This is a genomic window from Constantimarinum furrinae, assembly GCF_014295415.1.
GTDB classification, from domain to species: domain Bacteria; phylum Bacteroidota; class Bacteroidia; order Flavobacteriales; family Flavobacteriaceae; genus Constantimarinum; species Constantimarinum furrinae.
This window is the reverse complement of record NZ_CP052909.1, coordinates 196,823-211,074: the sequence shown is the minus strand read 5'-3', so window position 1 is coordinate 211,074 and position 14,252 is coordinate 196,823. Positions and strand designations below refer to the sequence as shown.

11 protein-coding genes are annotated in these 14,252 nt (G+C 40.5%); 3 read left to right on the top strand and 8 right to left on the bottom strand.

Annotated elements, in window-relative coordinates:
• Window positions 1-13: 13 nt before the first annotated feature.
• Window positions 14-3,445 carry a methylmalonyl-CoA mutase family protein gene (locus tag ALE3EI_RS00995; protein WP_186989944.1) on the top strand — a complete coding sequence of 1,144 codons (3,432 nt, stop codon included), beginning with the start codon at window positions 14-16 and terminating at the stop codon, window positions 3,443-3,445.
• 84 nt (window positions 3,446-3,529) lie between these two features.
• Here the strand turns inward: ALE3EI_RS00995 and ALE3EI_RS00990 are convergent, their stop codons facing one another.
• Window positions 3,530-3,925, bottom strand: a complete 396-nt coding sequence (locus ALE3EI_RS00990) for a hypothetical protein (RefSeq protein WP_186989942.1) — start codon at window positions 3,923-3,925, stop codon at window positions 3,530-3,532.
• Between the two features lie 130 nt (window positions 3,926-4,055).
• Here ALE3EI_RS00990 and ALE3EI_RS00985 point away from each other — a divergent pair, with 130 nt between their 5' ends.
• Window positions 4,056-4,499 (top strand): Lrp/AsnC family transcriptional regulator, encoded by a 444-nt coding sequence (locus ALE3EI_RS00985; RefSeq protein ID WP_186989940.1) that lies wholly within the window; start codon window positions 4,056-4,058, stop codon window positions 4,497-4,499.
• Between the two features lie 325 nt (window positions 4,500-4,824).
• On the opposite strand, the gene ALE3EI_RS00980 is transcribed toward ALE3EI_RS00985, so the two are convergent.
• The 4 genes from ALE3EI_RS00980 to ALE3EI_RS00965 form a co-directional block, all read right to left on the bottom strand.
• Window positions 4,825-5,583 (bottom strand): DJ-1/PfpI family protein, encoded by a 759-nt coding sequence (locus ALE3EI_RS00980; RefSeq protein ID WP_186989938.1) that lies wholly within the window; start codon window positions 5,581-5,583, stop codon window positions 4,825-4,827.
• Window positions 5,584-5,600: 17 nt separating this feature from the next.
• Window positions 5,601-6,845: an MDR family MFS transporter gene (locus tag ALE3EI_RS00975; protein ID WP_186989936.1), complete on the bottom strand. Its 1,245-nt coding sequence runs from the start codon at window positions 6,843-6,845 to the stop codon at window positions 5,601-5,603.
• A gap of 226 nt (window positions 6,846-7,071) precedes the next feature.
• Window positions 7,072-7,443: a fluoride efflux transporter CrcB gene (crcB, locus tag ALE3EI_RS00970; protein WP_186989934.1), complete on the bottom strand. Its 372-nt coding sequence runs from the start codon at window positions 7,441-7,443 to the stop codon at window positions 7,072-7,074.
• A 3-nt stretch (window positions 7,444-7,446) separates the two neighbouring features.
• Entirely contained in the window at window positions 7,447-8,508 is a 1,062-nt protein-coding gene (locus ALE3EI_RS00965; protein ID WP_186989932.1) for an SRPBCC family protein, read from the bottom strand.
• Window positions 8,509-8,621: 113 nt separating this feature from the next.
• On the opposite strand from ALE3EI_RS00965, the gene ALE3EI_RS00960 reads away from it, so the two are divergent.
• The gene (locus ALE3EI_RS00960) at window positions 8,622-10,658 is read left to right on the top strand and encodes a dipeptidyl-peptidase 3 family protein (RefSeq protein ID WP_186989930.1); all 2,037 of its coding nucleotides are present in this window, start codon (window positions 8,622-8,624) and stop codon (window positions 10,656-10,658) included.
• A gap of 130 nt (window positions 10,659-10,788) precedes the next feature.
• On the opposite strand, the gene ALE3EI_RS00955 is transcribed toward ALE3EI_RS00960, so the two are convergent.
• From ALE3EI_RS00955 to ALE3EI_RS00945, 3 genes are all read right to left on the bottom strand, one after another.
• Window positions 10,789-11,628 (bottom strand): hypothetical protein, encoded by an 840-nt coding sequence (locus tag ALE3EI_RS00955; RefSeq protein ID WP_186989929.1) that lies wholly within the window; start codon window positions 11,626-11,628, stop codon window positions 10,789-10,791.
• A 96-nt stretch (window positions 11,629-11,724) separates the two neighbouring features.
• Window positions 11,725-12,351, bottom strand: coding sequence for a response regulator (locus tag ALE3EI_RS00950; RefSeq protein WP_186989927.1), 627 nt, complete (start codon window positions 12,349-12,351; stop codon window positions 11,725-11,727).
• The gene (locus ALE3EI_RS00945) at window positions 12,348-14,246 is read right to left on the bottom strand and encodes a sensor histidine kinase (protein WP_186989925.1); all 1,899 of its coding nucleotides are present in this window, start codon (window positions 14,244-14,246) and stop codon (window positions 12,348-12,350) included. The genes ALE3EI_RS00950 and ALE3EI_RS00945 overlap by 4 nt, the downstream gene beginning before the upstream one ends.
• Window positions 14,247-14,252: the final 6 nt, after the last annotated feature.

Below are 14,252 nucleotides of genomic sequence, written 5' to 3'. Positions count from 1 at the left end.
TTAACTCATTCGTATGCAACAAACTGCACCTTATATTCCCAAAAATAAAGTTAGAATTGTAACTGCAGCTTCGCTTTTTGACGGTCATGATGCAGCGATCAATATCATGCGAAGAATTATTCAATCGACAGGGGTCGAAGTGATTCATCTGGGGCATGACAGAAGTGTTGAAGAGGTTGTAAACACTGCTATTCAGGAAGATGCTAATGCAATTGCGATGACGTCGTACCAGGGAGGGCATAACGAGTATTTTAAATACATGTATGATCTTTTAAAGGCAAAAGGTGCTACTCATATTAAGATCTTCGGAGGTGGAGGAGGAGTGATTCTTCCTTCAGAAATTAAAGAACTCATGGAATATGGGATCACTCGTATTTATTCGCCCGATGATGGAAGAGAAATGGGGTTACAAGGTATGATCAATGATCTGGTCAAGACATCCGACTTTCCGATTGGCAATACTCTAAATGGTGAAATCGATGAATTAGATCAAAAAGTTCCCGGTGCGATCGCCCGAGTAATTTCTTCCGCCGAAAATTTTCCGGAAGTGGCAAAAGATGCGTTACAGAAAATTCACGAGAAAAATCAACAATTGAGTACACCGGTATTGGGAATTACCGGAACAGGGGGTGCCGGGAAATCTTCACTGGTCGATGAATTGGTTAGAAGGTTTCTTATTGATTTTCCTGAAAAAACCATAGGCTTGATCTCTGTAGATCCCTCCAAAAGGAAGACAGGGGGGGCATTGTTGGGCGATAGAATTAGAATGAACGCTATTAACTCCCCAAGAGTTTTTATGCGAAGTCTCGCAACCCGTCAGAGTAATCTTGCGCTGTCCAAATACGTGTCTGAAGCCATTGAGGTTCTAAAAGCCGCAGAATATGACCTTATCATTCTGGAAACCTCCGGAATTGGACAAAGTGATACCGAAATTCTCGATCACAGTGATGTATCTCTGTATGTAATGACCCCCGAATTTGGTGCAGCCACTCAACTTGAGAAGATCGACATGTTAGATTTTGCCGATCTCGTCGCCATCAATAAATTCGATAAGAGAGGATCTCTGGATGCTCTTCGCGACGTAAAAAAACAATATATGCGCAACCATCAGTTGTGGGACACGCCTCAGGATGACCTTCCGGTCTATGGAACTATAGCATCGCAGTTCAATGATCCCGGCATGAACAAGCTGTATAAGGCCATTATGGACGAGATCGTAAAAAAAACAGATTCCGACTTAAAAAGCAGTTATGAAATAAGTGATGAGATGTCTGAGAAGATATTTGTAATTCCTCCTGCGCGTACCCGATATCTTTCAGAGATCTCAGAAAATAATAGAGCGTATGACCAAAAAGCCGAGGAACAGGCTGAAGTCGCTCAAAAACTCTACGGGATATATAAAACGATGCAGTCGGTTGCCGGCAAAACTCCAGATTTGGACAAGAGTGGAATTGTTTCAGAATCCATAGAATCGAATGTTTCTGAAGAAAACAAATCATTGCTCAAGCTTCTTCTGGGCGAATTCGACCGTGTTAAAATGGATCTCGACCCTTATAACTGGGAAGTGATCACAGGTTGGGCTGAAAAAGTAGATCGATACAAGTCTCCAGTCTATACTTTTAAGGTAAGGGATAAGGAAATTAACATAGATACGCATACCGAATCACTGTCTCATACGCAAATCCCAAAAGTCGCTTTACCAAAGTACAAGGCATGGGGAGATATCTTGCGCTGGACATTGCAGGAAAACGTTCCCGGAGAGTTTCCCTATACTTCGGGCCTTTATCCGTTTAAAAGAACAGGCGAAGATCCTGCCCGTATGTTTGCAGGAGAAGGGGGGCCAGAACGCACCAACAGAAGGTTCCACTATGTTAGCTCGGGACTTCCGGCCAAGCGGCTTTCCACAGCCTTTGATAGTGTTACGCTCTATGGCAATGATCCCGATCACCGTCCCGATATTTATGGGAAGATCGGAAATGCAGGGGTGTCGATATGTTGTTTGGATGACGCCAAAAAGCTGTATTCCGGATTCGATCTTAGTCATTCATTAACTTCAGTAAGTATGACGATCAACGGTCCGGCGCCTATGCTGCTTGGATTCTTTATGAATGCTGCGATCGATCAGAATTGTGAAAAGTATATAAAGGAGCAAGGGCTTGAAAAGGAAATTGAGGAGAAGATCGCTTCCATTTATAAGGAGAAGGGGATAAATAGACCTCAATATTATGGGGAATTACCTCAAGGAAACAACGGTCTCGGGCTATTCCTTTTGGGTGTTACCGGAGACCAGGTGTTACCCGCTGAGGTGTACCAAAAGATAAAGACAGAAACCCTTCAGCAGGTTCGCGGCACAGTTCAGGCCGATATTTTAAAAGAGGATCAAGCACAAAACACTTGTATTTTTTCCACAGAATTTGCGTTGCGACTCATGGGCGATGTCCAGGAATATTTTATTGAAAGGAAGGTACGTAACTTCTATTCTGTTTCTATTAGCGGATATCATATCGCCGAAGCCGGAGCCAATCCAATTACCCAACTTGCATTCACATTGTCTAACGGATTTACCTATGTGGAGTATTACCTATCTCGTGGGATGGACATAAATAAATTTGGACCAAATCTGTCGTTTTTCTTCAGCAATGGAATAGATCCAGAATATTCTGTTATAGGTAGGGTGGCCAGAAAAATTTGGGCTAAGGCACTTCGCGATAAGTACGGTGCGAACCCAAGAGCACAAATGTTGAAATACCATATACAAACTTCAGGGCGATCCTTACATGCTCAGGAAATTGATTTTAACGATATTCGAACAACGCTTCAGGCCTTGTACGCAATCTACGATAATTGTAATTCCTTGCATACCAACGCTTACGATGAAGCGATTACCACTCCTACCGAGGAGAGCGTTCGTCGCGCTATGGCCATTCAGCTTATAATCAATAAGGAACTGGGACTAGCGAAAAATGAGAATCCGATACAGGGATCTTTTATCATTGAAGAGCTTACCGATCTGGTGGAGGAAGCCGTTTTACAGGAATTCGACCGGCTTACAGAACGGGGCGGTGTATTGGGAGCCATGGAAACCATGTATCAGCGCAGTAAGATCCAGGAGGAGAGTCTGTATTATGAAACTCTGAAACATACAGGTGAATTTCCCATTATTGGGGTAAACACATTCTTAAGCAGTAAAGGATCACCGACGGTTTTACCTGCGGAAGTGATTCGTGCCACGGAAGAAGAGAAAATGGCACAGATCGACACCTTGGGCAATCTGCATAAAGCTTATGAATCTCAAGCTGAAGAGGCGCTAAAGGAAGTACAGCAGGCCGCAATTAACAATGAAAATATCTTTGAAAAATTGATGGAAGCTACGAAGGTCTGTTCATTGGGTCAGATCACCAAGGCACTCTTTGAAGTTGGGGGTCAATACAGACGAAATATGTAGGCAATTAAACAGGATTTCAATGGAAGTCAACGTTTATTACCACGGTATTTCAGAAAATAAGAGGTGTTTAGAAAATAGACCAGTTTATAAGGTCATCATCCAGGTTCGTTGTAGTTTTCGGAATTTCTTCAGTTCTTTCCGAAGTATTGGCAAAAAGTCTTTTCCATTGCTGTTCGCCCGCTCTAATCGTTCACAATTCTTATACAACAAATTGGTTAGCCGGGTAACCGAAGCCGCATATTTTTGTTTTTCTTCTGAAAAGTGCTGACTTTCAGCTTTTAATATGGAAGGTGCCAGGGATACCGATTGTTGAACGATGTCACCACTGAAATAAATATTGGGATCCTCCTTACCCGATGCCTGAATTGGAGCAAGATCATGAACTAAATACGAAGAGATATTTCTGGATAGGATAAAAATATCCATAGCCTTCTTGTACAGAGGGGATTGCGGAAAACTATTTGGGATCGTAGGTATCATTTTAAAATTATTCTTCTATCTTCAAAGCACCTCAAATTTACTAACAAGAGTTGGTTTGTAACTATCGATTTTAAAGTAAAAGCGTATATTTGCTTTAATAATTAAGTATTTTATTAAAAATCTCCTTAAAATGTCGATAGATTCTTTAAATTGGAAAATATTAAAATGTCTGCAGGAACACGCAAGAATGTCTAATGCCGAAATTGGGCGAACAGTGGGTATTAGTTCCCCGGCAGTTTCAGAAAGGATAAAGAAGATGGAAGATTCGGGCCTTATCCATGGATATAAAACCCTGGTTTCTCCTTTTGAGGCAGGATATCAATTAAAGGCCATCATTACCTTAAGAGCCTTTATGGGTAAACTGAAACCGTTTTTAGAGAAGGTCAAAACCTACGACGAGGTCTTAAACTGCTATCGTATAACTGGTAACGAAAATATTGTGATGGAAGTGGTTCTTAAAAACCAAAAACACCTGGAAGCTTTTATTGATCAGTTGATCGTCTTTGGAGAAACAAAGACTCAGATCGTCCTATCGCATGTGGTGATCAATAGTGAACTAAAACCGGTGAAGTAAATTGTTAAAGCCTTCTTATTTCAGGTTAAATTTAAAACAATTGATTTTTTTTTAAGGAAAAATGCTCTGATCGTAATGTACCTTAGATGAAAATTAAATTGCCAAAATCATGAAAAATTACACTTTCCAACTTTTAGTGATAACTTGTATCACAGCTCTATTAGGTTTCACCGGTTTGGAATATCCCGGCGATACTTTTGTAAGAATCATTTTCCTAATTTCTTTTATTGGTTTACTGATATCTTGTCTCGATTCAGTGTTAATTTCAAGAAAAACCAGGAATTTAAAACTAAAGGAACAACGTCAAGATGTTCGGGAATAGTTTTTATTTCTGAATGACCGTATGAGGAACCGTATTGAGGTTCCAATCGATAACAAGCCCACCCGCAAGGGATTGGGCTATTTCTTTGCCATAAAGAAATTCACAAAGATAGAGCGCCGCTTCAAAACTTTTGGCTCCTCCGGCCGAGGTAATATATTTTCCATCGTGAACAAACAGCACATCCTTTCGTATATCCAGGTGGGGAAACATTGCTTTCATAGCATCAATATCGCTTGGGAAGGTTGTAGAGACTACGCCCTCTAAAACTCCAGCTTTGGCTAACACAAATGCTCCATCGCAATGAGAAGTCACAAATGTTGCCTGTTTATCAGTTTTACGTATAAAATCCAGCATTGCTTCATCATCTAGGTCGGTATCTAGGTGGTGTTCTGCGCTTGGCACCACCAATATATCAATCTTGGGAATACGATCGGTTAAGTAATTAAAATCGGGAATAATACGAAGCCCTTCAAAACTTGTTATTGTATTGTCTGTATTTGCCACGGTAAATACATTCATGGCTTTAATATTCTCACGGAATATAGTGTGCTGAAATATATCGTAAGGTGCGGTGAGTTCGGTATTATACACACCATCCATGATTAAAAATGCAACATTGTACCTGCTGCTGTCAAGTTTCGGAAATTGTTTCGCAGCTTCAGCTGTTTCAGCATTATTTTTTGAAATAATTCTCTCACTTTTCACGTTCTCTCCGCAGGAGATCATTCCGAAGAAAACTATTACAGTTATTACATATTTCATTCTTGAGAAATTCAGTCTTAATACGTAGCGAATTTAGGGGATTTTTTCAGCAAACGATACAACCAAAGCGTTAATACGCCTACAAGTACAAGAAAACCAAACATCACGTACCAGGTGAAATCGAAACCATAAGAATCCACCAAATTCATTCCGCTGTTGTGGCCAATAATATGCGACATGGAAAAACTCATGCTGTACAAGCCCATATAGCTCCCCTTTCGTCCTTTTGGAGCCATTTCGAGTGCAAGTGCGTTTGAAAAGGGCGAGCCCACCATTTCACCCAAAGTCATGAGTAACATTCCAATGATCAAAATACCACCCCATGTAGTGAAATTGAGTACAATAAAGCTAAGTGCGATAAACACTATTCCCCAGAATGTCGCCATGGTTTTCGAAATTTTTATTCTTTCCATCCAGTTAACAAGCGGCATTTCAAAAATTACGATCACGGCACCGTTGAGAAATAGCAACCAGCCAATGCGATCTTCACTCAGCAAATGGACTGTTTCGTAGTACAACGGCATGACAGAGAAGTATTGCACAAAGGTTAACGTAGAGGCGATCATAATTATAAAGAGCAGCATAAAATAACCATTGCGATAGGGAGGAACTCCTTCCTTTACCTTGGGCACCTTTTCTTCTGGTAGGGTCACCTGTATGTTTTTACTTTTTCGCGATTTAGGCTTAATCTTCCCTATAAGAATAATTGAAGCAATTACGCATGAAATACCGTCTATCCAGAAAAGTGATGTATAATTGATATGAGCGATGATAAGTCCGCCGATTAGCGGACCAATCGAAAACCCCAGATTGATGGCCAATCGAATTAGTGCAATACTTCGGGTTACATTTCCCGGCTTGCTGTAAACTTCGCAGGCGACAAAGATCGCCGGTCTGTAGGCATCTGCCACCAGAGTAAGAAAAAATATTCCTAAACAGAAGCCGTAAAACGTATCTAAGAATTGCAGCCCTATAAAGCCCAGGCCTCCTAAAAAGAGGCTGTATGTGATCACTTTATAAAATCCGATAGCATCCGTTAATCTGCCGCCAAAATAAGTCCCAACCAGAGATCCCAACCCAAAAGCAGACATGATCCAACCTACCTGAGGCAGTGTAAATCCTTTTGCATTCACCAGATACAGGGATAAAAAAGGAATAACCATAGCCCCGGCCCGGTTCACAAAGGTAACCAGGGATAACAACCAGATCTCCTGAGAGAGTCCGCTGAAATTACTTATATAGTTGAGGTATATCTTTCGCATGGTTAGGTTAACAGAATAAAAATAAAACGTCCCGATGGAGATCGGGACGTTTTCATATTGAATTAGCTTATAGTTTTATAATCAATACACGCATCGCCGATCAAGTTCGATAATCACGACCTGAATCTTATTATACATACGTGTGTTCGTTCTCATTTTTTAAAATATTGAATCAAATGTAGAAAAAAATTATTTACGATTCAGAAAAATCAATTAATAAAAAACTCTAAATGGCCTTTCCCAGCCATATCCCTAAAAAAACTGCCAACAAGCCTAATAAAATACTTCCCCCCGTATATAGGGAGAAATTGAGTAGATCCCCATTCTTTAGAAACTGATAATTTTCCAGTGCAAAAGCCGAAAAGGTCGTAAAACCACCACAAAATCCGGCAACGAGTAGCACGGTCATGTTTTCGGATGTTGGGTTTCCCTTTACAAGTACCCCTAAAAGAATTCCTATTATCAAACTACCGAGAATATTTACAGAGAGTGTGCCATAAGGAAATGCATTAGCCGGTGTGCTCATAATTTTCATTACTCCAAATCTCAAGGCACTTCCAAGGCCTCCTCCCAGGAAAACCAATAGCAGCTGTTTCATAGGCTACTGTTGCGGTTCGACAGGGGTTACAATTGGAATATAAATTTCGGTGACCCAATTGGAAGGGTTTGGTACTTCTCCCGGATCGGTAGCATATACTTCAAACATATTGGCTGAAGGATGAGGAGTAAGATTGTTTTTTTGAATATATTCCTGTGCTGCCTCATAAGCCTTCGGAAGAAAATCGTACTTTCCTTTTAGCGTCGTTTTTAAGGTAGTAACAGGGTCCATAAAGCCGCAAAGCACCGGAGTTCCTTCCGCAGTAATCACTTTTTCCTTCACTGGAATTGCCGCAGAAAAGATCACGGTTCCGTTGGCTTGATCGATTTCATTGTAAATGGTAAAGGGCATTCCGGCACTCTGAAGGTTGTTTTGAGCCATAAACCCGGCTACCTGTCCCATCATCGGGCCCATTTTTTCACCTATCTCACTAATTTTCGAAGACGTAGTATTAAACATATAATAGCCTCCGCCATATTGAGTTACACCATCGACACTCACCGTATAGTTATTCATAGACTGCACCACCACCGAATCCAGCTTAGTTAGGCCTTCATCATACATGGCGCCTAAAGTGGATTCAAAATCCTCATCTGAAAAAAGACCCATAAACACTTTTTCCATAAAGGATTGTTCTCCACGCATGCCCCAGACCACTTCGGTCTGTCCGGGAGTCTCAGTATCGTTAAAACGCCAGTAAACCTCACTTTTACTATCTCCCATGGGAGTATTAAAAACAATTTCCTGATCAATTTCCTTATGTGGAATAACCTTTAAAGTTTTCATCGAACCATCACCAACAATTTCACTTTTCCAGGAATAAGAGGCGCCTTCGCCTTCAGTCTTTTCCGCATAATTAATTTCCAGGTCGGGATCATCGTCCATCCAGGGTCCCCAAGTCTCCCAATTCTTGAAATCCTTTACATTGTTGTATATCACTTCGGAAGGTGCTTCGATCATTTTAGTCTTTGAAATGTCGAAACTTCCATCTTTGGTGCCAAAATAAATAGCACCTCCAACTAGGATGATAAGTAGTAGAAAAAACAGATACTTTAAGAGTTTCATGGGTTTTGGTTTGTTGGTTACTGCTGCTAAGATAATCAATTTTATGCCGTAGAATTAATGATATAGAGATGAAATGATTTTGCTACATTTGTTGAAAATTAAAAACTAACATAATGAAGAATACTTTTTATATAGCCGTGGCTATGAGTGGTTTGCTGTTTTTTTCGTGTATAGACGATAAGAAGGAACCCAAAGTTGAGACGGAAGTTGTTGAATCTGCCGAATTTAATTACAATGTAGATCAGTTTGCAGACCTTAGGATATTAAGGTACCAGATTCCAAGCTGGGATGACCTTACGCTTAAAGAACAAAAACTGGTTTATTATTTAACTCAGGCGGGACTTGAAGGTCGCGATATCATGTGGGACCAGAATTATCGACATAACCTGGCCATTCGTAAGGCGTTGGAAAATGTCTATACAACCTACAATGGTGATAAATCTACAGACGACTGGAAGAATTTTGAAACCTATTTAAAACGTGTATGGTTCTCTAACGGTATCCACCACCATTATTCGAATGACAAAATAAAACCCGATTTTTCGGCCGAGTATCTAAGAACGTTGCTTTCAGAAACAAATAGTACACTAGAGGGTGAAGCATTCGATGTGATCTTTAATGACAAAGATTCCAAAAAGGTAAATCAGGCGAAAGGTGTGGACAATGTTGCGCTATCGGCTGTGAATTTTTACGGACCAAACGTAACAAATAAGGACGTAGAGAGCTTTTATGCGCAGAAGAAATCTCCAAATCCCGATAAGCCATTATCTTATGGATTAAATTCACAATTGGTGAAAGAGAATGGAGTATTAAAAGAACGGGTCTATAAGTCGGGCGGACTTTATGGTGCTGCCATCGACAAGATCATAGTTTGGTTAGAAAAGGCACAAGGAGTTGCCGAAAATAAAGCTCAAGGCGATGCTATTGGCCTGTTGATCGAATATTATAAGACAGGTGACTTACAAACCTGGGACGATTATAATGTAGCTTGGACAAAAGCCACAGAAGGAAATATTGATTACATCAATAGTTTTATTGAAGTCTATAATGATCCATTAGGATATAGAGGTTCGTATGAGACCATCGTACAGATCAAGGATTTTGATATGTCTGAAAAGATGGCTGTGCTTTCTGAAAATGCACAATGGTTTGAAGATAATTCTCCCTTAATGGAAGCGCATAAAAAGGATAGTGTAGTTGGCGTAACCTATAAGGTAGTAAATGTAGCCGGAGAAGCCGGAGATGCATCCCCGAGTACACCCATTGGTGTGAATTTACCCAATGCCAATTGGATTCGGGCTGCCGTTGGAAGTAAGTCGGTTTCCCTTGGAAATATTATTGAAGCTTATAACAATGCGGGTAGTTCGGGACGTTTAAAGGAATTCGTGAATGATGAAGAAGAACTGGCTTTGGAAGAAGAATACGGACAAATCGCCGACAAGCTTCACACGGCACTTCACGAAGTGATAGGTCATGCATCGGGACAATTAAATCCCGGTGTTGGAGAAACCAAGGAAACGCTTAAGAATTATGCTTCTACATTGGAGGAAGGACGTGCAGACCTTATAGGCTTGTATTACTTATACAATCCCAAATTACAAGAATTAGGTTTGGTAGATGACTGGAAAAAAGTTGGTATGGCTGCTTACGACGGTTACATCAGAAATGGATTAATGTCGCAGTTAATTCGCCTTAATCTTGGGGATGATGTAGAAGAAGCTCACATGAGAAACCGACAGTGGGTATCGGCATGGGCGTATGAAAAAGGATTAGAAGACAATGTGATCGAGAAGATCACCCGGGATGGCAAAACCTATTTCAATATTAATGATTACGATAAATTACACGAGTTATTCGGACAGCTATTGCGCGAAACGCAGCGCATTAAGTCGGAAGGTGACTATGCTGCAGTAGAAGCCTTGGTGGAAGGATACGGTGTAAAAGTAGATCAGAAACTTCACGCTGAGGTGCTTGAACGAAACAAACAATTTACTTCGGCACCGTACAGCGGTTTCGTAAATCCGGTGATCATTCCAAAAATGAACGATGAAGGTGAAATAGAGCGTTTTGAAGTAAAGCAACCAGACACTTTTGAAGAGCAGATGTTGTTTTATGCTGAAAAATACAGCAATTTGCCGATAAAGAACTAGGCAAACATTGATCATTAAATACAAACCTCCTTGCAATATGTAAGGAGGTTTTTTTATACCTTATTAAAAATAAAAAAACCTCCCTGCGACTAACCAGAGAGGTTTTCGGATAATCAGTCAGAACAAAGAATCAATTGGTTAGTTGAAATGTCGTACAAGTATTTTCCGATATAGTAAATGAACCATTCCAGGTTAGCGTAGTACAACTCGCACTGAAATTGTATGTTCCGGGAGCGAGGTTATTGAAGTTACCTCCGGCACCGGTCTGATCGCAATCCGGGGTTGAAGAATAAAAACCGGTGATCGTAGACGACCCCACACCACTCACGTTTACACTAATTGGACCACAGCCAAAATCCGTGCTTGTCCAGAAAATAACATCTCCGTTAGTGCTTCCGCCACCACCTGATCCTCCAGATCCTCCAGATCCACCGGATCCACCAGATCCACCGGATCCACCACCGGTACCGCTCTGGGCATCGGTACAATCGACTCCATAACCTTCGACGATCACATTAATTGCACCATTGGCATCAAGATTGGCTTCTAAGATAAACTCAACACCGTTAATGGCAATGGTGCACGTATTAGGTGCGATATCACCTAAATTATGTGCATACAGCGTTACGTAATTAAACCCGTTGTAGCTGAAGTTATAGTTTACTTCAATGGGATTGGAGGGACCGTCAAGTACCTGTTCGTCAATGATAACATCTCCATTGGCAATAATAGAAACGATGTCACCATCGACCGTTCCGTGATCCCATACTTCAATACTGGTAATTCTACTGCCAATTTCAATACAACCCAATACATTGTTGGGTCTTCCGGAATAGGTTGAGGGGATTATTGAAGTTTCGTTTACTTCTATTTGTTCTTCCTCAGGTTCGGGGGTTTCTTCTTCTTCACACGATATAAACGTAATCGCAAAAACTAAGAATAATGGTAGAATGAATTTCAAATTTCGCATAATAATTTGGTTTTAGTTATAGATCAAATATACTCTAGAAAAGCACAAAAAATATACCCATTGGGGGGTATTTTTATAGGTCGTCATTCCGTTAAATTAAAAATCATACTTTTTTTCAAGAGCATACCGCAATAATTCTCCCTTCCCTGAGAGTCCGAGTTTTCGGATCATATTTTTTCGGTGTTTTTCAACCGTAGATACAGCGGTGAAGCGCAGTTTTGCGATTTCGCTGGTTGCCTTTCCCTCCCCAATAAGCTTTAAGATCTCACGCTCACTTTTACTCAGGACAGGTTTTTTTTCAGTTCGGTCTGAAGCTTTATTAAGATTTGTAAGGTCAATGGCCGCATCAAAAAATGTACTTCCTTCGGCAACGCTTCGTATGGCATTCATCACTTCTTCGAGTGGGGAGTCTTTTAGAATATAGCCTGAAACTCCGGCTGCAACCATTTGCGATATGGCATCCTCCTGATCGAACATTGTAAATGCAACCACTTTTATGTGAGGGAATTCCTTTTTGATGATACGTGTTGCCGCGATCCCATCGATCTTTGGCATCTTAATATCTGTTAGCACAACCTTTGGTTGTTTGCTTCTAACGATCTCCAACAACGCTTCTCCATCGTTAGCCATTCCAACTATACTAATATCTTCTTCGTATTTCAGTAAAAGATTAATCCCGTCGACTAAGGACTGGTGATCTTCGGCAATGGCAACTGTGATCATAGTGGTATATCGATTAAAATTGAAGTTCCTTTTCCGGGCGTGCTGTCTATTTCCATACTGCCTTGGAGATGTTCTACTCTGCGTTCTATACTGCTGAGTCCCATTCCTTCTTTTGTTTGAACGGTGTTAAAATTAAAACCGGTACCGTTATCTTCCACAATAATATTCAAGGAATCATCGTGTTGTGTAATCGAAATACTTCCTTCGGAAGCATTCGCATGTTTTATAATATTGGTCACTAATTCCTGAATAATTCTGAAAATGGCGATTTCCAAAGAATTTTCGAGCCGCTCGTTCAGCCCATAATCCTGAACCTCTATGTGCAGATCATTGGTTCCTGAAGCATTTTTAGCGAGTTTCATGACGGCGGGAAGCAATCCGTTCTTTGCAATGACTCCGCTGTTTTTTAAATGAGCCATAGCTCTTACTTCGTTATATGCCTGAGACAATAAGCTTTCTGTCTTAGAATACAAATCACCCAAATCTTGAGCTTTCTCTTTGTTTTGTGAAAGGTGGTGAAACTGTAATTTGGCCGCTGCCAGTGTCGCCCCAACACTATCGTGCAGGTCTGAAGCCAATCGCTGCCGCTCTTTTTCCTGTCCGGCTATCATTGCATCAATAGAGGTAAGTTCTTGTTCCTTTAGAAGTTTCTCGGTTTTCTGAATTTCGATTTCGCTCTGTTGCTCGGCGATACGTTGTTTTCTTTTAGTGTTTTTATATAATAAATACCCGATTATGCTTCCAACTAGTAAAAGTATTAATCCTCCAATAATCGTATTCTGCTGCTGACGCTGTTTTTTGGTGATTTCAGTTTGTAATTCCAGATTTTGCCGCTCCTTTTCACTGGCTCTGTATTTGGTTTCAAACTCTGAGATGGCATTGGCTCGGTTTTCCATATCGACACTATCCTTGAGTAAACTCTTTTTTTCTAAATAGAAGAGAGCACTGTCTAATTGATCCGACTTCTTATAGATCTGATAGAACATATCGTTAATAAGCAGCAGATCCCTGCTATCTTTTTTAGTGATCTCCTTAGGGTTTATTAATTGTACATACTCTAGAGCTTTGACCATATCATCCCGGTCATTGTAATAACTCGCAATATTAAACTTCATGTCAATAGCGTGTTTCTGAACAAAATACAGGGGGATACTTTCGTAAATATTTAGCGCCTTACTATAGTATTCTACGGGTTTGTCTGTAACTTTTTCGAGATCGTAATATACACCAAGCAACTGACTCAGTCTGGCTTCAAGGTACGGATGATCCTTAATGGAAGCATTGTGAATAGCGGTAAGCAGTTTTTCTTCAATATCATGTTGCGGCGTGTCTATATAATAATGTTTGGTCATTTCGGCGCCAACTCTGAAGTAGGTGGCATAGATCTTTTCGAAATCGTCGTAGGCTATTTTAGAATATTCTCCTGCAAGCCGTTCAAATGTGTCGAAATCCTTTTGATTTTTAAACTGATAACGCAAAATACGTTTATAGGCTTCACACCCTAGAACATTCCAATTATTGTTTTCGGTAATATATAAGGCTTTTATAAAATAGGAATAGGCTGTTGAATCCGACTCTTTATTTTTCTGTTCTTCCAGGATCTTGTCACCTTTTGAAAGGTAGTACAGTGTCCTTTCGAATTCGGGAGCAGGTTCTTCATCATCCTTAAAAAAAGGATCTCCGGTTTTTAAAATAGCGAATTGTTGGTGTAAAAAACGATTTACCACGGTTTCTTCCATGGAAAACAACTGTAACGAATCGATTCGCATCGTTCTGATAGCATCGAACAGACCTTGCTGGCCCTCATTAAATTGGGCGACCAATAACATAGGAAAGCACAAGGGGATCATGACCAGCCTTAGCTTTCTTTTACAGTTAAGTTTTCCGAAAATCATCAGAAT

Excerpts from the sequence above, each read along its gene's own strand:
- ALE3EI_RS00955 (WP_186989929.1), bottom strand. The coding sequence starts at position 11,628 with ATGCGAAATTTGAAATTCATTCTACCATTATTCTTAGTTTTTGCGATT.
- ALE3EI_RS00945 (WP_186989925.1), bottom strand. The coding sequence starts at position 14,246 with ATGATTTTCGGAAAACTTAACTGTAAAAGAAAGCTAAGGCTGGTCATG.
- ALE3EI_RS00980 (WP_186989938.1), bottom strand. The coding sequence starts at position 5,583 with ATGAAATATGTAATAACTGTAATAGTTTTCTTCGGAATGATCTCCTGC.
- ALE3EI_RS00975 (WP_186989936.1), bottom strand. The coding sequence starts at position 6,845 with ATGCGAAAGATATACCTCAACTATATAAGTAATTTCAGCGGACTCTCT.
- ALE3EI_RS00995 (WP_186989944.1), top strand. The coding sequence starts at position 14 with ATGCAACAAACTGCACCTTATATTCCCAAAAATAAAGTTAGAATTGTA.
- ALE3EI_RS00965 (WP_186989932.1), bottom strand. The coding sequence starts at position 8,508 with ATGAAACTCTTAAAGTATCTGTTTTTTCTACTACTTATCATCCTAGTT.
- ALE3EI_RS00985 (WP_186989940.1), top strand. The coding sequence starts at position 4,056 with ATGTCGATAGATTCTTTAAATTGGAAAATATTAAAATGTCTGCAGGAA.
- ALE3EI_RS00990 (WP_186989942.1), bottom strand. The coding sequence starts at position 3,925 with ATGATACCTACGATCCCAAATAGTTTTCCGCAATCCCCTCTGTACAAG.
- ALE3EI_RS00960 (WP_186989930.1), top strand. The coding sequence starts at position 8,622 with ATGAAGAATACTTTTTATATAGCCGTGGCTATGAGTGGTTTGCTGTTT.
- crcB (WP_186989934.1), bottom strand. The coding sequence starts at position 7,443 with ATGAAACAGCTGCTATTGGTTTTCCTGGGAGGAGGCCTTGGAAGTGCC.
- ALE3EI_RS00950 (WP_186989927.1), bottom strand. The coding sequence starts at position 12,351 with ATGATCACAGTTGCCATTGCCGAAGATCACCAGTCCTTAGTCGACGGG.